Source organism: Enterobacter sp. MGH 16 (genome assembly GCF_000493175.1).
In the GTDB taxonomy this organism is placed as follows: Bacteria; Pseudomonadota; Gammaproteobacteria; order Enterobacterales; family Enterobacteriaceae; genus Enterobacter; species Enterobacter roggenkampii.
Window position 1 is genome coordinate 4,543,320 of the sequence record NZ_KI535695.1, and the last position, 19,505, is coordinate 4,562,824.

A 19,505-nucleotide genomic window follows, 5' to 3' on the forward strand; every position below is an offset into this window, starting at 1 on the left:
ACTCAAAGAGTAATTATCAGAAAATCTTTAGACGTTGTTAACAGGTGCGCAATTTATCACCTTAGACAATTCCTGTCATTACGGGAAAGGTAAAGGTCGATGGATTTTGATTCATTCAGCTGGCAAATGATAATTTTTGTTATATGATATTGGTTATCATTATCGTTGATAGAGGGAAAAGCATGTTGAACAGAGCGCTGGGCAGTGGTTGGGGGGTACTGCTACCGGGAGCCATTCTCGGCGGTTTGACGTTTGCCGATCTCTCTCTCGATACCTGGAAAGTCATCATCGCGTCAGGACTGTTAGTCACGTCAGGCATGATCTGGCATAAGCAACTGCGTCACTTTGTTTTACTGCCATCCTGTGTCGCGCTGGTCAGCGGAATTCTGGTGATACTGATGAGTTTGAAATAACAGGGATAAAGAAGAAATTCAGAGGGGTTGTAAGATAATTGGTGCGAGGGGGGGGACTCGAACCCCCACATCCGTAAGGACACTAACACCTGAAGCTAGCGCGTCTACCAATTCCGCCACCTTCGCATACCATCGATACTGTAAAAGTATCGTAACCACGGAGGCGCATTCTAGATGTTTTCAGCTTTACGTCAACAGAAAAGTGCGCGTGATGCCTTGATTGATGCAAAAATGGCCGATGGACGCGCCGTGTATAGCCGGATGGCGCTTTCGCTTATCCGGCCTACAGGGGAGGCGATTACTTTTTGGCCTGACGCGTCATCACGGTGCGGTAGACCTTAAAGCGGCCGGTCTGGGCGATAACTTCGTGGAAGCCAAAAGTTTCATCCAGCACTTTCGGGTATGCCAGGAAGGCGTTCGCGACGATACGCAGCTCACCGCCGCTGTTGAGGTGACGAACTGCGCCACGGATCAGCGCTTGTGCCGCTTCCAGGCTGGTCTCCATACCGTCGTGGAACGGCGGGTTCGAGATGATCATGTCGAAGCGACCGGTGATGTCGGAGAAGACGTTGCTGGCAATGACTTCACCTTCAATGCCGTTTGCGGCAAGCGTTGCGCGGCTGGCTTCAACCGCCGGGGCGCTCACGTCACACAGGGTTAAGCGCACTTTTGGCGAATGGCTGGCGAGCACGGTAGAAAGCACGCCCGCGCCGCAGCCCACGTCCAGCACTTTGCCTTTGGTGTGCGGCGTCAGGGTGGAAAGCAGCAGCTTGCTGCCCGTATCCAGCGCATCGCGGCTAAACACGCCCGGCAGCGTTTTGATGGTCAGGCCGTCAAGCTGGTACTCGTCCCAGTATGCCTGCGCATCAAACGTTGTCTGTTTTTCCAGACGGCCATGGTACAGACCACAGCGGCGAGCGCTGTCGACTTTATTCAGCGGCGCGTAGCCTTCCAGCAGCTGTTCCGCGCTACGCACGCCGCTGCGGTTTTCACCGACCACGAAAATATCGCAGCCGACCGGCAGCAGGGAGAGCAGGTTCATCAGCTGGAACTGGGCTTCCGGTTTATTCTTCGGCCAGTAGTAGATCAGCGTATCGCAGTCGGCGATATCGCTCTGCTCTGCCACCAGGCTAAAGCGCGCGCGCTCGCCCATCTGGCGGCTCAGCACCTGCCAGTGGTGGTAGTATTGCGTATGGGCACGGCTTTCAGCACAGTCGAAACGCGCGGGCAGGTCATCCTGCATATCTCCGGCAAACAGAATACGGCTTTCTTCGAAATCATCACTGTGACGCAGCAAGACTTCACTTGCCGGGGTAAATGCAGACATGAATTGTTCCTCAATAAACTCAGGCGGGGATTATAGTAGGTAGATGGCGCACTTTCGACACATTTGCTATATTTGCGCGCCTGAGAGACAGGAGTTTTCCCTATGACATCCCGACGAGACTGGCAGTTGCAGCAGCTGGGCATTACCCAGTGGGCTTTGCGTCGCCCGACGGCGTTGCAGGGCGAAATCGCCATCTCCATACCGGCGCACGTTCGCCTGGTGATGGTGGCGGAAGAACTGCCTGCCCTGAATGACCCCCTGATCGGTGATGTCCTTCGCAGTCTGAAGCTGACGGCCGACCAGGTTTTACCGCTGACGCCAGAGCGTGTCGCGATGCTGCCTCCTGATAGCCGCTGTAACAGCTGGCGTATCGGAGAGGCAAATGAGATCTCTCTTCAGGGGAGCCAGATCTGCTCGCCAGCGCTGGACGAACTGAAAGCCAACCCAAAAGCGCGCAGCGCGCTATGGCAACAAATCTGCGAATATGAACACGATTTCTTCCCTCACGACGCCTGACCTGTCCACCGCGTTCGCGATTGAAACACGCGCCCACGCGTTTCCGTGGAGCGAAAAAACCTTCGCCAGCAATCAGGGCGAACGGTATCTGAACTACCGCCTGGACGTTGACGGCACCATGGCCGCTTTCGCGATCACGCAGGTTGTTCTTGATGAAGCGACGCTGTTTAATATCGCGGTTGATCCCGCGTTTCAGCGCCGCGGGCTGGGAAGAGAACTGCTTGAGCACCTCATCCGTGAGCTCGAAACCCGTGACGTTTTCACCCTGTGGCTGGAGGTGCGCGCGTCGAATGTCGCCGCCATCGCGCTCTATGAAAGCTTAGGCTTTAACGAGGCGACAATCCGCCGTAACTACTACCCCACCGCAGAGGGACGTGAAGACGCCATCATAATGGCTCTGCCGATTGGATAATAAAAAATAAGGTTGTAACGATGAAATGGGACTGGATTTTCTTTGATGCCGACGAAACGCTGTTTACGTTCGACTCGTTCGGCGGCCTGCAGCGGATGTTTCTCGACTATAGCGTAACCTTCACCGCTGAAGATTTTCAGGACTATCAGGCGGTCAACAAACCGCTGTGGGTGGATTACCAGAACGGTGCCATCACCGCGTTACAGCTTCAGCACCAGCGCTTTGACGTCTGGGCGGAACGCTTAAAGGTCAGTCCGGGAACGCTGAACGAGGCTTTTCTCAACGCCATGGCCGATATTTGTGCGCCCCTGCCGGGCGCGGTTTCCCTGCTGAATGCGTTGAAAGGTAAGGTGAAACTGGGGATCATCACCAACGGTTTTACCGCCCTGCAGCAGATCCGCCTTGAGCGCACCGGCCTGCGCGATCATTTTGACGCGCTGGTGATCTCGGAAGAGGTTGGCGTGCCGAAGCCGGATCCGCGAATTTTCGACTACGCGCTGGCGCAGGCCGGCAATCCCGACCGCGATCGTGTCCTGATGGTGGGGGATACCGCAGAGTCAGATATTCTGGGCGGCATGAAGGCTGGTCTGTCGACCGTCTGGCTCAATGCGCATGGCCGCGTGAAGCCTGAAGGCATCGAGCCGACCTGGACCGTGACGTCGTTGAACGAACTGGAGCAACTCCTGTGTAAACAATGATTGCCTGCCCCCCGTTGATGGGTAAAATAGCCGCAATTTTGTATTCCATGATGCGTGGCGTGCTGCCGCGCTTATAAAAGAAGATTTAATTATGACGTTGTCTCCTTATCTGCAAGAGGTGGCCAAGCGCCGCACTTTTGCCATTATCTCGCACCCGGATGCCGGTAAAACGACCATCACTGAGAAGGTGTTGCTGTTCGGACAGGCGATCCAGACTGCGGGTACCGTTAAAGGCCGTGGCTCCAGCCAGCATGCAAAATCCGACTGGATGGAGATGGAAAAGCAGCGTGGTATTTCGATTACCACCTCCGTGATGCAGTTCCCGTATCATGACTGCCTGGTGAACCTGCTGGACACCCCGGGTCACGAAGACTTCTCCGAAGATACCTACCGTACCCTGACGGCGGTGGACTGCTGTCTGATGGTGATCGACGCCGCGAAAGGTGTAGAAGATCGTACCCGTAAGCTGATGGAAGTCACCCGTCTGCGCGATACGCCGATCCTCACCTTTATGAACAAACTCGACCGTGACATCCGCGATCCGATGGAGCTGATGGATGAAGTGGAAAACGAGCTGAAGATCGCCTGTGCGCCAATTACCTGGCCAATTGGCTGTGGTAAGCTGTTCAAAGGCGTTTATCACCTCTATAAAGACGAAACCTACCTGTATCAGACCGGTAAAGGCCACACCATTCAGGAAGTGCGCATCGTGAAAGGTCTGGACAACCCGGATCTGGACGCGGCGGTCGGCGAAGAGCTGGCCGCGCAGCTGCGCGACGAGCTGGAGCTGGTCAAGGGCGCGTCTCACGAATTCGACAAAGAGCTGTTCCTGAGCGGCGAAATTACCCCGGTCTTCTTCGGTACCGCACTGGGTAACTTCGGCGTTGACCACATGCTCGACGGTCTGGTGGAGTGGGCGCCGCAGCCGATGCCGCGCAAAACCGACACCCGTGAAGTGGAAGCGAAAGAAGAGAAGTTCACCGGATTCGTGTTTAAGATTCAGGCCAACATGGACCCGAAACACCGTGACCGCGTGGCCTTTATGCGCGTGGTGTCCGGTAAATATGAAAAGGGCATGAAGCTGCGCCAGGTGCGTATCGGGAAAGACGTTGTCATCTCCGACGCGCTGACCTTTATGGCAGGTGATCGTTCCCACGTTGAAGAGGCCTATCCGGGCGACATCATCGGGCTGCACAACCACGGCACCATCCAGATCGGTGATACCTTCACCCAGGGCGAAATGATGAAGTTCACCGGTATTCCGAACTTCGCGCCGGAGCTGTTCCGTCGCATTCGTCTGCGCGATCCGCTTAAGCAGAAACAGCTGCTGAAAGGCCTGGTTCAGCTCTCCGAAGAAGGCGCCGTGCAGGTGTTCCGCCCGATTGCGAACAACGATCTGATCGTGGGTGCGGTCGGCGTGCTGCAGTTTGACGTGGTCGTTGCGCGCCTGAAGAGCGAATACAACGTAGAAGCGATTTACGAATCGGTGAACGTCGCGACCGCGCGCTGGGTTGAGTGTTCTGACGTGAAGAAATTCGAAGAATTCAAGCGTAAGAATGAAGTTCAGCTGGCGCTGGATGGCGGCGATAACCTGACCTATATCGCGCCAACGATGGTCAACCTGAACCTGACGCAGGAACGTTATCCGGACGTTCAGTTCCGTAAAACCCGCGAGCACTAATCCCCTCTCAGAGCACGGCATTCGCCGTGCTCTTCTTTATTTCCTGTCTTATTAATCCCTTGCGGAATGTTCTTAATTCAACGCAATTTCACGCTATTCGCCCATTTTTTACCCAATTCTGAAAGCGGCTCTGTGAGAGTGATCTATATTTAACTCAGTGTTTAACATCGGGCGTGGATAAATTAACTGTTCAATGCATGGCTTTAGGTTATCCATTTTGCTCGTGTGTTTATTCGCAATATATATCACTACTAAGGAAGTACGTAGCCCGAATAACGGGTCAACACAGGAATAGATCGATGAATATGACAAGACTGAAGATTTCTAAAACTCTGCTGGCTGTAACACTGGGTAGCGTTCTGGTGAGCGGCTCCGCCCTGGCGGAAAGCAGCACCGTGGATAAAGCACAATCCACGGCCGATAGCGCAGGGCAAAAAATCGATAGCTCTATGAATAAAGTCGGCAATTTCATGGATGACAGCTCTATCACAGCAAAAGTGAAGGCCGCACTGGTGGATGATGAAGCCATCAAGAGCACCGATATTTCCGTTAAGACCGACAAGAAAGTGGTCACGCTGAGCGGCTTTGTTGAAAGCCAGGCTCAGGCTGAACAGGCGGTGAAAGTGGCGAAAGGCGTCGAAGGCGTCGCCTCCGTCAGCGATAAGCTGCACGTCCGTGACGGCAAAAACGCGTCGGTGAAAGGTTATGCCGGTGATGCAGCCACCACCAGCGAAATCAAAGCTAAACTTTTAGCAGATGACATCGTGCCGTCCCGTAAGGTGAAAGTGGAAACCACCGATGGCGTGGTTCAGCTTTCCGGTACGGTAGATTCGCAGGTGCAAAGTGAACGTGCCGAGTCCATCGCGAAGGCGATTGATGGTGTGAAAAGCGTTAAAAACGATCTGAAAACGAAGTAAATCTCGACCATTCGCCCGTCTGGCTAAACCCTGCGGGCGAAATAAGAACGACTCTGGAAAAACGCCGGTGAGTGACCTGAGCGCTCACGTTTAGCGGCCGACATTAACTATGGTAAAGGAGAAGCTTATGTTTCGTTGGGGCATTATATTTCTGGTTATCGCGTTAATTGCCGCCGCATTGGGCTTTGGTGGACTGGCAGGTACAGCGGCATGGGCAGCTAAAATTGTCTTCGTTGTGGGTATTATTCTGTTCTTGGTCAGCCTGTTTACAGGGCGTCGACGTCCATAGCAAACGCAATATTCCGTCAACAAAATAAAGCCAGTCACTGTGACTGGCTTTTTCTTATTTGCGTAATAGGTCGGGTGCGTTACTGTGGTGTTATAAAATAATCAAAACAGGAAAGCAGAGGTGGGGCAACGAATTCCCGTTACGCTCGGCAACATTGCGCCGCTGACGTTAAAACCGTTTCGCGCGGGTCAACTCGCGCTGGTCTGCGAGGGTGGCGGACAGCGCGGCATTTTCACCGCTGGCGTGCTGGACGAATTTATGCGCGCGCAGTTCAACCCCTTTGACCTTTACTTCGGCACCTCTGCCGGGGCGCAGAACCTCTCTGCCTATGTCTGTAACCAGCCCGGCTACGCGCGAAAGGTCATCATGCGCTACACCACGGCGAAAGAATTTTTTAACCCGGTGCGGTTTGTGCGCGGCGGCAACCTGATCGATCTCGACTGGCTGCTGGAGTCAACCTCCAGCCAGATGCCGCTGGCCATGGATACTGCCGCCCGTCTGTTTGATAGCGGTAAAGAATTCTGGATGTGTGCCAGCCGGGGCGATGACTATTCGCCGGGCTATTTTTCGCCTCAGAAAGAGAACTGGCTGGACATTATCCGCGCCTCCAGCGCGATCCCCGGCTTTTATCGTACCGGTGCCCTGCTGGACGGTATTAGCTATCTGGACGGGGGGATCAGTGACGCGGTGCCGGTGCAGGAAGCCGCCCGTCGCGGGGCGAAAACCATTGTGGTGATCCGTACCGTACCGTCGCAAATGTATTACACCCCGCAGTGGTTTAAGCGAATGGAGCGCTGGCTGGGCGACAGCAGCCTGCAGCCGCTGGTGAACATCGCGAAGCAGCATGAAACCACCTACGGCGCGATGCAGCGCTTCATTGAGAAACCGCCGGGCAAGCTGCGTATTTTTGAAATCTATCCGCCTAAGCCGCTGCTGAGCATGGCGCTGGGCAGCCGCGTTCCTGCGCTGCGCATGGATTACAAAACGGGGCGGCTGTGCGGGCGCTACTTCCTGGCGACGGTGGGGAAAATGCTGGCGGAGCAGCCGCCGCTTCATCGCCATAAACGCATTATTACGCCGCCTGCGATTGTCGCCAACGACGCCCTGACGGTGCCCCTGGTGGACATTCCGCAGGCGAATGACGCTTTACTGGACAACGAGGATCTGGCGTGATGCACCGCTTTGTCGATACCCATTGCCACTTTGATTTCCCGCCGTTTACGGGAGATGAAGAGCAAAGCATTGCGAAAGCGGCCGAGGCAGGCGTTCAGGCCATTATTGTGCCTTCAGTGGAAGCGGCTTACTTTTCCCGCGTGCTGGATCTTTCCACGCATCACCCTGCGCTCTATGCGGCGCTCGGCCTGCATCCGATCGTGATTGAGCGGCATCGGAATGAGGACATTGAGCGACTTGATGAGATAGTGCAGACCGCAGGCGACAAGCTTGTCGCCATCGGTGAGATCGGCCTCGATCTTTATCGCGAGGATCCGCATTTTGAGCGCCAGCAGACGATCCTCGACGCGCAGCTCAGGCTGGCGAAGCGTCACGATCTGCCGGTGATCCTTCATTCAAGACGCACGCACGATAAGCTGGCAATGCACCTGAAGCGTATCGATTTGCCGCGTAAGGGCGTCGTGCATGGTTTCTCAGGAAGCCTGCAGCAGGCGCAGCGTTTTATCGAGCTGGGCTACAAAATCGGCGTTGGGGGCACCATCACCTATCCGCGCGCCAGCAAAACCCGGGACGTGATGGCACAGCTGCCGCTGTCGGCGCTTCTGCTGGAAACCGACGCGCCGGACATGCCGCTGAACGGTTTTCAGGGCCAGCCGAATCGTCCGGAACAGGCGGCGCGCGTATTTGCCACCCTGTGCGAACTGCGAAAAGAGACTGAAGAGGCCATAGCCGGTGCGCTGCTGGAAAATACGCGTTCGGTATTTGGCATCACGCTATAGATAAAGCGCCGGGCGGATCACCGTTATCTTCTGTTTTTCCAGCGCCCGCGCCAGCGGTTCAACGTCTTCCGGCGTGGCGCTGCGCCATGACGCCGCCTCGCCGTACACGCCATGCGCATGAAACGCGTTGAGGCGCACCGGCACGTTTCCCAGCCCGTGGATAAACGCCGTCAGCGGCTTCAGATGTTCCAGATAATCACACTGTTCCGGAATCACCAGCAGGCGGAGCTCCGTTAAACGATTACGATCTGCCAGCCAGCGGATACTCTGCTTGATCTGCGGGTTTTCGCGCCCGGTCAGGAAGCGGTGGTGTTCGTTCCCCCATGCTTTCAGGTCCAGCATCGCGCCATCCAGTACCGGCAGCAGCCTTTGCCAGCCGGTTTCGCTTAACAAACCGTTGCTGTCGACCAGGCAGGTCAGATGATTCAGGGCGGCATCGGCTTTGATCGCTGAGAATAGCGTCACTAAAAACGGTAATTGCGTTGTGGCCTCACCGCCGCTCACGGTGATCCCCTCGATAAACGGTGCGGATTTGCGGATCTGTGAAAGGATCTCCTCCACGCTCAGGCGGTGCGCCATAGGCGTTGCCTGCTGCTGGCACAGGTGCAGGCAGGTGTCGCACTGCTGGCAGTCACTCTCCTGCCACCAGACGCGTCCCGCCTGTATGGTCAGCGCGTCGTGCGGGCAGTGGGGCACGCAGTCCCCGCAGTCGTTGCAGCGGCCGATCGTCCACGGGTTGTGGCAGGTTTTACAGCGCAGGTTGCAGCCCTGCAGGAACAGGGCCAGGCGGCTGCCCGGCCCGTCCACGCAGGAAAAAGGGATGACCTGACTAACTAAAGCGCATCTGCTGTTCATGGCTTATCACGCGCGGCTGACGTTCCAGAATACGGGTATTGCGCGAGGCTTCTTCACCCAGCCAGGTGGTATTGGTGCGCGATCCGGCTTCCCGGTACTTCTCCAGATCCGACAACCGCACCATATAACCAGTGACGCGCACCAGATCGTTACCCGCGACGTTGGCGGTAAACTCGCGCATCCCCGCCCTGAACGCGCCGAGACAGAGCTGGACCACCGCCTGCGGGTTACGTTTTACCGTCTCATCCAGCGTCAAAATATCGCTGATCCCGGAAGCGTAGTGCTTGTGGTGCGGCGCCACCGCCAGCAGGTGGCTGATGGGATCCGGCTCGTCGCCGTAGGGCAGGCGCGCGCCCGGCGTGGTGCCCGAGTCAGAGCTGATCCCCGACTGCGCATGCAGCATCGCGCGCTGCTTCCAGCCGTGTTTCACCGGCGTGTTTTCGACAAACGCCGCAAGCTGTTCGCTGATGCGATAGCCCAGCGCGTTGGCCTGCTCGTCTTTGCCGTAACGCCCAGTCATCCCGGCTTTCTCACAGAGCACGTTTACCGCTTCTGCCAGGCCGTACATGCCAAACATCGGCACAAACCGATCGGCATCAATCAGCCCCTCTTTCACCAGGAAGCTATTCTCAAAGAAGCCGGATTGTTGATACAGGAAATCGCAGCGGGCATCGATGATGGCCATTTGCTGCTGGCAGTAATGCGGAAGGGCGCGGCTGAAGAAGTCTTCCATTGACGTACTGTGTTCGGCGATGGCCTTGAGGTTGAGGCGCACCAGGGTGCTGCCACCGCCTGCCAGAGGCAGGGAGTTGTAACAGCTCACTACGCCGTAATGGCCTTTTGTGAAAATTTTATCATTCACCGGGCCATTAGAAATATGCGGTTTGCTGCATTCACATATGTTTTTTGCCACCTCAAGCAGCAAATCATCCGGGGTGATCGCTGGATCATAAATAAAGGTCAGGTTCGGCGCGACCTGCTTCAGCTCTGCATCGGCACGCAGAATGGCACGCGTGACGGGGGTATCTTCCGGCCCGATATTGGCATGCATAAAGGCATCGGGAAGCGTACGGTCGAGATAGCGCCAGAAACGTTTTATTCGGCTATTGATTTCTTCTTGTGTTAGAATTCTAACATAAGGTTGCAGCAACACATCAAGCTGACCGAGATAGACCGGCATCGATGTGACGGACGGAACATGGTGGTAGAGGATGGTTAACAGTGAGAGGGCGTCGTCGAGATCTTTTGCCCCTTCCAGCTCCAGCCATTCTGAACCATTAGCCAGAAATTTTGCGTAATCCGGCAGAACGTAACGGGGTTTGTAAGGCGCATGGCCTTCGAACATGTCGCAGATGAACCCCTCGTCCAGCGCGGCGCGCGCAGCTTCAGGAAGTGCCGGATACGGCAGGTTGTTTTCCGCTTCCAGCGCCAGAAAATGACGTTTTTGTTCCGGGGATAACACCGGGCTTGTCACAATCTGCTGGCAACGTTGCTGCAGGGCGTCGGGGCTGGAGTGGGACATGTTCGCTTCCTTGAGTGTTCTGCGGATGATGAACGGATTGTAGAAAGCCTGCCTGTCGGCACTTTTGATCCGACAGGGGGTATCGCTGCTTTAGTCGGCAATGTGCACGCTAAAGTTTGAAGAAGATCTCATTACAGTAATGCAAATTTGCACGCAGTTTTCATTAACTGTGATGAATGTCGAAGTGTGGATGCGGGTGGATGTTAGAATACTCACAGACCCGCAAGGTAAAATTTATACGGCACTGCCGTTGGAGAATGTTATGACCGATTTAACTGCAAGCAGCCTGCGCGCGTTGAAACTGATGGACCTGACCACCCTGAACGATGACGACACCAATGAGAAAGTCATCGCCCTGTGCCATCAGGCGAAAACGCCGGTGGGCAACACCGCAGCCGTCTGTATCTACCCGCGCTTTATCCCGATTGCCCGTAAGACGCTGAAAGAGCAGGGCACCCCGGACGTGCGCATTGCAACCGTCACTAACTTCCCGCATGGCAACGATGATATCGAGATTGCGCTGGCAGAAACCCGCGCGGCGATTGCCTACGGCGCAGACGAAGTTGACGTGGTGTTCCCGTACCGCGCGCTGATCGCCGGCAACGAGCAGGTCGGTTTTGACCTGGTGAAGGCCTGTAAAGACGCGTGTGCGGCGGCAAACGTGCTCCTGAAAGTGATCATCGAAACCGGCGAGCTGAAAGAAGAGGCGCTGATTCGTAAAGCCTCTGAAATCTCCATCAAAGCCGGTGCGGATTTCATTAAAACCTCTACCGGTAAAGTACCGGTAAATGCGACCCCGGAAAGCGCGCGCATCATGATGGAAGTGATCCGCGACATGGGCGTGTCTAAAACCGTGGGCTTCAAACCTGCGGGCGGCGTGCGTACCGCGGAAGACGCGCAGCAGTTCCTGGCGATTGCCGACGAGCTGTTTGGCGCCGACTGGGCCGATTCCCGTCACTACCGCTTCGGCGCCTCCAGCCTGCTGGCCAGCCTGCTGAAAGCGCTGGGTCACGGCGACGGTAAGAGCGCAAGCAGCTACTAAGTTTGAATTGCCGGGTGGCGCTACGCTTACCCGGCCTACCCGGATCGTGGTCGGGTAAACCGTACCCGCCACCATTCACCCGATTCCTCATGGGGGTTACCGTGTTTCTCGCACAAGAAATTATTCGTAAAAAACGTGATGGTCATGCATTAAGCGACGAAGAGATCCGCTTCTTCATCAACGGCATTCGTGATAACACCGTCTCTGAAGGGCAGATTGCGGCTCTGGCGATGACCATTTTCTTCCACGATATGTCGATGCCTGAGCGCGTGTCGCTGACCATGGCGATGCGAGATTCAGGAACCGTTCTGGACTGGAAAAGCCTCAACCTTAACGGCCCGATTGTGGATAAACACTCCACCGGCGGCGTGGGCGACGTGACCTCCCTGATGCTTGGCCCCATGGTGGCAGCCTGTGGCGGTTATATCCCGATGATCTCCGGGCGCGGCCTGGGCCACACCGGCGGTACGCTCGACAAACTGGAAGCCATTCCGGGCTTCGATATCTTCCCGGATGACAACCGCTTCCGCGACATTATTAAAGACGTTGGTGTGGCGATTATCGGCCAGACCAGCTCTCTTGCTCCGGCAGACAAGCGTTTCTACGCGACCCGCGACATCACCGCGACCGTTGACTCCATCCCGCTGATCACCGCCTCTATCCTGGCGAAGAAGCTGGCAGAAGGGCTGGACGCGCTGGTGATGGACGTGAAGGTAGGCAGCGGCGCGTTTATGCCAACCTATGAACTCTCTGAGGCGCTGGCCGAAGCGATCGTTGGCGTCTCCAACGGCGCGGGCGTGCGCACTACCGCACTGCTCACCGACATGAACCAGGTGCTGGCTTCCAGCGCCGGTAACGCCGTCGAAGTGCGCGAAGCCGTCCAGTTCCTGACAGGCGAATACCGCAACCCGCGTCTGTTCGATGTCACCATGGCGCTGTGCGTGGAGATGTTAATCTCCGGCAAGCTGGCCAAAGACGACGCCGACGCCCGCGCGAAGCTACAGGCGGTACTGGACAACGGCAAAGCGGCGGAGATCTTTGGCCGCATGGTTGCGGCGCAGAAAGGCCCGACCGACTTCGTCGAAAACTATGCGAAGTACCTGCCGACCGCGACGCTCAGCAAAGCGGTGTATGCCGACAGCGAAGGGTTTGTCTCGGCAATGGATACCCGCGCGCTGGGTATGGCGGTCGTGTCTATGGGCGGCGGCCGTCGTCAGGCGTCAGATACCATTGATTACAGCGTCGGCTTCACCGATATGGCCCGTCTGGGCGACAGCGTTGACGGCCAACGTCCGCTGGCGGTGATCCACGCCAAAGATGAAGCCAGCTGGCAGGAAGCGGCGAAAGCGGTGAAGGCGGCTATTACGCTTGACAATAAAGCGCCGGAAACCACACCGACTGTCTATCGCCGTATCACCGAATAGCGGTATACTGATCTGATCGATAATTTTTGAAGCACTACGTACGGAGAACAATTATGAAACGTGCATTTATTATGGTGCTGGACTCATTCGGCATCGGCGCAACCGAAGATGCGGAACGTTTTGGTGACGTGGGTTCCGATACCATGGGTCACATCGCGGAAGCCTGTGCGAAAGGCGAAGCGGACAACGGTCGTAAAGGCCCTCTGACTCTACCTAACCTGACCCGCCTTGGGCTGGTGAAAGCGCATGAAGGCTCTACCGGTAAAATCGCAGCCGGTATGGACGGCAACGCGGAAGTGGTGGGCGCTTACGCCTGGGCGCACGAGCTCTCCTCCGGTAAAGACACCCCGTCTGGACACTGGGAAATCGCCGGTGTGCCGGTGCTGTTCGACTGGGGTTACTTCTCCGATCACGAGAACAGCTTCCCGCAGGAGCTGCTCGATAAGCTGGTGAAGCGTGCCAACCTGCCGGGCTACCTCGGTAACTGCCACTCTTCCGGTACCGTGATTCTGGACCAGCTCGGCGAAGAGCACATGAAAACCGGCAAGCCGATTTTCTACACCTCTGCTGACTCCGTGTTCCAGATTGCCTGCCACGAAGAGACCTTTGGCCTGGATAAACTCTACGAGCTGTGCGAAATCGCCCGTGAAGAGCTGACCGAAGGCGGCTACAACATTGGCCGCGTGATCGCGCGTCCGTTTATTGGCGACAAAGCGGGTAACTTCCAGCGTACCGGTAACCGTCACGATCTGGCCGTTGAGCCGCCGGCGCCAACCGTGCTGCAGAAGCTGGTCGATGAGAAAGACGGCCACGTGGTGTCCGTGGGCAAAATCGCGGATATCTACGCTAACTGCGGCATCACCAAAAAGGTCAAAGCGACCGGACTCGATGCGCTGTTCGATGCCACCATCAAAGAGATGAAAGAAGCGGGCGACAAGACCATTGTCTTCACCAACTTCGTCGACTTCGACTCCTCCTGGGGTCACCGTCGCGACGTAGCGGGTTATGCTGCGGGTCTTGAGCTGTTCGACCGCCGCCTGCCGGAGCTGATGGAGCTGGTGGGTGAAGATGACATTCTGATCCTGACCGCGGACCACGGCTGCGATCCAACCTGGACCGGTACCGACCACACCCGTGAGCACATTCCGGTGCTGGTGTACGGCCCGAAAGTGAAGCCGGGTTCGCTGGGTCACCGTGAAACCTTCGCGGACATTGGCCAGACCCTGGCGAAATACTTTGGTACGTCTGACATGGAATATGGCAAGGCCATGTTCTGATGTCATTGCCCGGTGGCGCTTCGCTTACCGGGCCTACGGTTTTGTAGGCCGGGTAAGGCGTAGCCGCCACCCGGCAAAAACAACAAGTTAAAAGGAACTGAAGATGGCAACTCCTCACATTAATGCAGAAATGGGTGATTTCGCTGACGTCGTATTGATGCCGGGCGACCCGCTGCGCGCGAAGCACATTGCAGAAACCTTCCTGGAAGACGTGCGTGAAGTGAACAACGTTCGCGGCATGCTGGGCTTCACGGGTACTTATAAAGGCCGCAAAATCTCCGTTATGGGCCACGGCATGGGTATCCCATCCTGCTCCATCTACACCAAAGAGCTGATCACCGATTTCGGTGTGAAGAAAATCATCCGCGTAGGCTCCTGCGGTGCGGTGCGCATGGACGTTAAGCTGCGTGACGTGGTGATCGGCATGGGCGCGTGTACCGACTCTAAAGTCAACCGCATCCGCTTTAAGGATCATGACTTTGCGGCCATCGCTGACTTTGACATGGTGCGTAACGCGGTTGACGCGGCAAAAGCGCTGGGCGTTGACGCGCGCGTGGGCAACCTGTTCTCTGCCGATCTGTTCTACTCGCCAGAAGGCGACATGTTCGACGTGATGGAAAAATACGGCATCCTGGGCGTGGAAATGGAAGCGGCCGGTATCTACGGCGTAGCGGCTGAATTCGGTGCGAAAGCGCTGACCATCTGCACCGTATCTGACCATATCCGTACCCACGAGCAGACTACCGCTGCCGAGCGTCAGACCACCTTCAACGACATGATCAAAATCGCGCTGGAATCCGTTCTGCTGGGCGATAAAGAGTAAGAGCTGTTGTGCCGGGTGGCAGCCTCGCCTGACCCGGCCTACGGTTTTGTAAGCCCGCTAAGCGCAGCGCAAGCGGGCTTTTTTACTAGCGCACGGCCTGTGCAACCCATGCTGACAAATCCCTTAACTCTTTTTCCTGCTCCGGAAAATCGCCGATCAGCGCATCACACTCCTGATGCAACATATCCGCCCGATACAAACAGCCCTGCAGACGAGCGGCTAACGCCTCTAACGGTGCCAGATTGAGACTATCCGTAAAGACCTGCGTGCGGGTGATATGGCCTTTCTCCACGTCGAAGTGCAGCTCCACGCCGCCCCAGGTAAACCGTTCGTCCAGCAGATGGGAAAAGGCAGGGGCCTGACCGAAGTTCCACTCCCAGCTGCTCTGGCGCGCAAAGGTTTCCGCGAAGTTGGGCAGGTCCGGTGTTTTGTCAGGGGAGATCGCTTCAGCTTCTACCCGCTCGCCGTAATGTTCGAAGAAGGCTTCACGAATCGCATCGCAAATCTGCTCGTGAGTAATCCCGGGCAGCAGTTCCACCAGATTCGCCACGCGCCCGCGCACGGAGGTGATGCCCTTAGCCTGTAGCTTTTTCTTATCTGGATTAAGGTAGTTAGCCAGACGGCTGAGATCGGCGTTCAGCAGCAGGGTGCCGTGGTGGAATCCGCGATCCATCGTTTCGCGATAGGCAGAGCCGGATACCTTGCGGTCGCCATCGGGTGTTTTGACCACCAGATCGTTACGTCCGGAGGCTTCAGCCGTCACGCCGAGCGAATTGAGCGCGTTGAGGACGATGGACGTTGAGATGGTTTTGTCGTATTCCGGTTTGCCCGCCATAAAGGTAAAGCAGGTATTGCCCAGATCGTGGAATACCGCGCCGCCGCCGCTGCTGCGGCGCGCCAGACGGACGTTGTCCTCTTCCATACGGCGGGTGTTGCACTCTTTCCACGGGTTTTGCGCACGACCAATAACCACCGTATCGGCATTGCGCCAGAGAAACAGTACGCGCTGGGTGGCAGGCATCTGGCGGAAGATGCACTCCTCCACTGCCAGGTTAAACCAGGGATCGTAAGAGTCAGAGATAAGCAGGCGTAACGTCGACATGGCAGAGTTCCTTTTCCGAATCATTCGCCTACTTTATCACTATTCTTTCTTCTCGCTCTCTTCGTCTTCGGGGACTGACCGGCTGGCGGTCAGCAGGAACGGGGATTGCTGCCAGCGCGTGCGCTTGCCCCGAAGCAGAGTGCGTGCCAGCACAACGCCGATGGCGAGTGAAAGCAGCAGCATCAGGCGCAGAATATTGGTGGTATTATCGACCTGTTTGGCTTCAGTGGGCAGGGTGTGGGTATCAAGGGTGAGGCGCAGATAGCCCAGCGGGCCATTCTTCCCCTGAATAGGTTCAACAAGCTGTTGGTTGAAATAGCCGCCGGCTTTTTTGCCGTCCAGCGCCAGCCTGTCTCGCACGTCGACGTGCTCACCCGCGCGGGCAATCAGGTTGCCTTGCTCATCATAGACACCGGCATCAAGAATGCGGCTGTTCTCCGTGAGCAGGCGTAAAACCTGGCCTATCCGCTTCTCGTCAGGCGTTTCGTTACGCATGGACGGCGCGACGTTGAGCGTGACCTGGCGTGCCAGCGTGCGGGCCAGCTCTTCAAACTGCGGGTTGCGTTGCCGTTGATGGTTCTGGCTAAACCACGATGCCCCTTGCATCAGCACCACTAAGAGTGCGAGACAGGAAAGGACAATCACGGCGCGATGGAGCCGGAATTTCAGTTTTGCGCGAGCCATATTCCACCTGCTGAAAATTTACGGCTTAATGTTGCCAGAAGTGATGGTTACAGGGTAGCCTCATGCGTTATTTTCCCTCTGCAACCTTCCGGCGCGAACGAAATTACAGGAGCTTTAATGCCGAACATTACCTGGTGTGACCTGCCAACGGATGTCTCTTTATGGCCAGGATTGCCGCTCTCTTTAAGTGGCGATGAGGTGATGCCTCTGGATTACCACGCCGGTCGTAGCGGCTGGCTGCTGTACGGACGCGGTCTGGATAAGCAACGCCTGACCCAGTATCAAACCAAACTGGGGGCCGCGATGGTCATCGTCGCCGCCTGGTGCGTGGAAGACTACCAGGTCATTCGCCTGGCGGGCTCTCTGACCCAGCGCGCCACGCGCCTGGCGCATGACGCCGGGCTGGATGTCGCACCGCTGGGTAAAATTCCGCACCTGAAAACGCCTGGCCTGCTGGTCATGGACATGGACTCTACCGCCATTCAGATCGAGTGTATCGACGAAATTGCGAAGCTGGCGGGCAGCGGCGAGCTGGTGGCTGAAGTCACCGAGCGTGCGATGCGCGGCGAGCTGGATTTCACCGCCAGCCTGCGACAGCGCGTGGCGACCCTGAAAGGGGCCGATGCCAACATTCTGCGTCAGGTGCGCGATGAACTGCCCCTGATGCCAGGGCTGACGCAGCTGGTGCTGAAGCTGCAGTCCCTCGGCTGGAAGGTGGCGATCGCCTCCGGTGGCTTCACCTTCTTCGCAGATTATCTGCGGGAAAAACTGCATCTGACCACCGTGGTGGCCAACGAGCTGGAGATCATGGACGGCAAGCTGACCGGTCAGGTGATCGGCGATATTGTGGATGCCCAGTACAAAGCCAATACGCTGACGCGCCTCGCGGAAAAATATAAAATTCCGGTTGTCCAGACCGTCGCCATCGGTGACGGCGCGAACGACCTGCCGATGATCAAAGCGGCCGGCCTGGGCATTGCCTACCATGCCAAGCCAAAAGTGAATGAAAAGACGGAAGTGACTATCCGTCACGCTGACCTGATGGGGGTGTTCTGCATTCTCTCCGGCAGCCTTAATCAGAAATAACGGTCTGCTTTGTAGGCCGGGTAAGCGTAAGCGCCACCCGGCTCGCAGGCCGCAGAGAAATAACGAGGTAAACCGTGGCGAAAGCTCCAAAACGCGCATTTGTCTGTAATGAATGTGGTGCGGATTATCCGCGCTGGCAGGGGCAATGCAGCGCCTGCCATGCCTGGAACACCATCACCGAAGTGCGTGGTGTGGCGGCTTCGCCGAGCGTGGCGCGCAATGAACGCCTGAGTGGCTATGCGGGCAATGCAGGCGTGTCGAAGGTACAAAAACTTTCAGACATCAGCCTGGAGGCGCTGCCGCGCTTCTCCACCGGCTTCAAGGAATTTGACCGCGTGCTCGGCGGCGGCGTGGTGCCGGGCAGCGCGATCCTGATCGGCGGTAACCCGGGCGCGGGTAAATCGACTCTGCTGCTGCAAACGCTTTGCAAGCTCGCCGAACAGATGAAAACCCTGTACGTCACGGGCGAAGAATCACTCCAGCAGGTGGCGATGCGCGCGCACCGTCTCGGCCTGCCGACCGGCAACCTGAATATGCTGTCGGAAACCAGCATCGAGCAGATCTGCATGATCGCCGAAGAAGAGCAGCCGAAGCTGATGGTGATCGACTCCATCCAGGTGATGCACATGGCGGACATCCAGTCCTCGCCGGGCAGCGTCGCGCAGGTGCGTGAAACCGCGGCCTACCTGACGCGCTTTGCCAAAACGCGCGGCGTGGCGATTGTGATGGTGGGTCACGTGACCAAAGACGGCTCGCTGGCGGGACCGAAGGTGCTTGAACACTGTATCGACTGCTCCGTGATGCTCGACGGCGACGCGGACTCTCGCTTCCGTACCCTGCGCAGCCATAAAAACCGCTTTGGGGCGGTTAACGAACTGGGCGTCTTTGCCATGACCGAACAGGGGCTGCGCGAAGTCAGCAACCCGTCGGCCATCTTCCTGAGCCGGGGAGATGAAATCACCTCCGGCAGCTCGGTGATGGTGCTGTGGGAAGGGACGCGCCCGCTGCTCGTCGAAATTCAGGCACTGGTGGATCACTCGATGATGGGCAACCCGCGGCGCGTGGCGGTCGGTCTGGAACAGAACCGCCTGGCAATCCTGCTGGCGGTGCTGCACCGTCACGGCGGGCTGCAGATGGCGGATCAGGACGTCTTCGTGAACGTGGTCGGCGGCGTCAAAGTCACCGAGACCAGCGCTGACCTGGCGCTGCTGCTGGCGATGGTCTCCAGCCTGCGCGACAGACCGCTGCCGCAGGATCTGGTCGTCTTTGGCGAAGTGGGCCTCGCCGGGGAAATCCGTCCGGTGCCGAGCGGCCAGGAGCGTATCTCCGAGGCGGCAAAACACGGTTTCCGTCGGGCTATCGTTCCCGCTGCCAACGTGCCGAAAAAAATCCCGGAAGGGATGCAGGTTTTTGGCGTGAAGAAACTCGCAGATGCGTTAAATGTCTTTGACGACTTATAATTACGTATTCGATTTTGCAGGAGGC

20 protein-coding genes and 1 tRNA gene are annotated in these 19,505 nt (G+C 56.9%); 15 read left to right on the forward strand and 6 right to left on the reverse strand.

The window, feature by feature from the left end; translation table 11 throughout:
* Window positions 1-143 precede the first annotated feature (143 nt).
* On the forward strand, window positions 144-413 hold the full coding sequence (locus L362_RS01730; protein ID WP_175441116.1) for a DUF1435 domain-containing protein: 270 nt from the start codon (window positions 144-146) through the stop codon (window positions 411-413).
* A gap of 39 nt (window positions 414-452) precedes the next feature.
* Here L362_RS01730 and L362_RS01725 read toward each other — a convergent pair.
* A tRNA-Leu gene (locus L362_RS01725) sits at window positions 453-539 on the reverse strand.
* A gap of 172 nt (window positions 540-711) precedes the next feature.
* Window positions 712-1,740: a 16S rRNA (guanine(1207)-N(2))-methyltransferase RsmC gene (gene rsmC / locus L362_RS01720; RefSeq protein WP_008502080.1), complete on the reverse strand. Its 1,029-nt coding sequence runs from the start codon at window positions 1,738-1,740 to the stop codon at window positions 712-714.
* Between the two features lie 102 nt (window positions 1,741-1,842).
* On the opposite strand from rsmC, the gene L362_RS01715 reads away from it, so the two are divergent.
* The 8 genes from L362_RS01715 (at window position 1,843) to L362_RS01680 (ending at window position 8,205) form a co-directional block, all read left to right on the forward strand.
* Window positions 1,843-2,256 carry a DNA polymerase III subunit psi gene (locus L362_RS01715; protein ID WP_008502079.1) on the forward strand — a complete coding sequence of 138 codons (414 nt, stop codon included), beginning with the start codon at window positions 1,843-1,845 and terminating at the stop codon, window positions 2,254-2,256.
* Window positions 2,225-2,668, forward strand: a complete 444-nt coding sequence (gene rimI / locus L362_RS01710) for a ribosomal protein S18-alanine N-acetyltransferase (RefSeq protein ID WP_008502078.1) — start codon at window positions 2,225-2,227, stop codon at window positions 2,666-2,668. Before L362_RS01715 ends, rimI begins: the two co-directional genes overlap by 32 nt.
* Before the next feature lie 20 nt (window positions 2,669-2,688).
* Window positions 2,689-3,366, forward strand: a complete 678-nt coding sequence (gene yjjG, locus L362_RS01705) for a pyrimidine 5'-nucleotidase (RefSeq protein ID WP_008502077.1) — start codon at window positions 2,689-2,691, stop codon at window positions 3,364-3,366.
* 91 nt (window positions 3,367-3,457) lie between these two features.
* Window positions 3,458-5,047: a peptide chain release factor 3 gene (gene prfC / locus L362_RS01700; protein WP_008502076.1), complete on the forward strand. Its 1,590-nt coding sequence runs from the start codon at window positions 3,458-3,460 to the stop codon at window positions 5,045-5,047.
* Window positions 5,048-5,346: 299 nt separating this feature from the next.
* Entirely contained in the window at window positions 5,347-5,964 is a 618-nt protein-coding gene (gene osmY, locus L362_RS01695) for a molecular chaperone OsmY (RefSeq protein WP_023345397.1), read from the forward strand.
* A 127-nt stretch (window positions 5,965-6,091) separates the two neighbouring features.
* Window positions 6,092-6,253, forward strand: a complete 162-nt coding sequence (locus L362_RS01690; protein ID WP_003856556.1) for a DUF1328 domain-containing protein — start codon at window positions 6,092-6,094, stop codon at window positions 6,251-6,253.
* Between the two features lie 120 nt (window positions 6,254-6,373).
* On the forward strand, window positions 6,374-7,426 hold the full coding sequence (locus L362_RS01685) for a patatin-like phospholipase family protein (protein WP_008502074.1): 1,053 nt from the start codon (window positions 6,374-6,376) through the stop codon (window positions 7,424-7,426).
* On the forward strand, window positions 7,423-8,205 hold the full coding sequence (locus tag L362_RS01680; RefSeq protein WP_155249610.1) for a TatD family hydrolase: 783 nt from the start codon (window positions 7,423-7,425) through the stop codon (window positions 8,203-8,205). Before L362_RS01685 ends, L362_RS01680 begins: the two co-directional genes overlap by 4 nt.
* Here the strand turns inward: L362_RS01680 and L362_RS01675 are convergent.
* Complete coding sequence (locus L362_RS01675) at window positions 8,200-9,060, reverse strand: YjjW family glycine radical enzyme activase (RefSeq protein WP_023293330.1); 861 nt, start codon at window positions 9,058-9,060, stop codon at window positions 8,200-8,202. The two genes, L362_RS01680 and L362_RS01675, sit on opposite strands and share 6 nt — an antisense overlap.
* Window positions 9,035-10,582, reverse strand: coding sequence for a YjjI family glycine radical enzyme (locus L362_RS01670; protein ID WP_023345399.1), 1,548 nt, complete (start codon window positions 10,580-10,582; stop codon window positions 9,035-9,037). The genes L362_RS01675 and L362_RS01670 overlap by 26 nt, the downstream gene beginning before the upstream one ends.
* A gap of 262 nt (window positions 10,583-10,844) precedes the next feature.
* Here L362_RS01670 and deoC point away from each other — a divergent pair, with 262 nt between their 5' ends.
* The 4 genes from deoC (at window position 10,845) to deoD (ending at window position 15,148) form a co-directional block, all read left to right on the forward strand.
* A complete protein-coding gene (gene deoC, locus L362_RS01665) occupies window positions 10,845-11,624 on the forward strand; it encodes a deoxyribose-phosphate aldolase (protein ID WP_003856543.1) in 780 nt (259 codons plus the stop codon).
* Window positions 11,625-11,725: 101 nt separating this feature from the next.
* Window positions 11,726-13,048, forward strand: coding sequence for a thymidine phosphorylase (deoA, locus tag L362_RS01660; protein WP_021240582.1), 1,323 nt, complete (start codon window positions 11,726-11,728; stop codon window positions 13,046-13,048).
* Window positions 13,049-13,101: 53 nt separating this feature from the next.
* The gene (gene deoB, locus L362_RS01655; protein WP_014882457.1) at window positions 13,102-14,325 is read left to right on the forward strand and encodes a phosphopentomutase; all 1,224 of its coding nucleotides are present in this window, start codon (window positions 13,102-13,104) and stop codon (window positions 14,323-14,325) included.
* Between the two features lie 103 nt (window positions 14,326-14,428).
* Window positions 14,429-15,148, forward strand: coding sequence for a purine-nucleoside phosphorylase (deoD, locus tag L362_RS01650; protein ID WP_003856538.1), 720 nt, complete (start codon window positions 14,429-14,431; stop codon window positions 15,146-15,148).
* 85 nt (window positions 15,149-15,233) lie between these two features.
* Here deoD and lplA read toward each other — a convergent pair whose 3' ends face one another.
* Together lplA and L362_RS01640 are read right to left on the reverse strand one after the other, a co-directional pair.
* Window positions 15,234-16,250 (reverse strand): lipoate--protein ligase LplA, encoded by a 1,017-nt coding sequence (gene lplA / locus L362_RS01645; protein WP_023345400.1) that lies wholly within the window; start codon window positions 16,248-16,250, stop codon window positions 15,234-15,236.
* A 39-nt stretch (window positions 16,251-16,289) separates the two neighbouring features.
* On the reverse strand, window positions 16,290-16,934 hold the full coding sequence (locus L362_RS01640) for a YtjB family periplasmic protein (protein WP_008502067.1): 645 nt from the start codon (window positions 16,932-16,934) through the stop codon (window positions 16,290-16,292).
* 117 nt (window positions 16,935-17,051) lie between these two features.
* On the opposite strand from L362_RS01640, the gene serB reads away from it, so the two are divergent.
* A complete protein-coding gene (gene serB, locus L362_RS01635) occupies window positions 17,052-18,020 on the forward strand; it encodes a phosphoserine phosphatase (protein WP_023345401.1) in 969 nt (322 codons plus the stop codon).
* A 74-nt stretch (window positions 18,021-18,094) separates the two neighbouring features.
* Window positions 18,095-19,480 (forward strand): DNA repair protein RadA, encoded by a 1,386-nt coding sequence (gene radA, locus L362_RS01630; RefSeq protein WP_003856523.1) that lies wholly within the window; start codon window positions 18,095-18,097, stop codon window positions 19,478-19,480.
* Window positions 19,481-19,505: the final 25 nt, after the last annotated feature.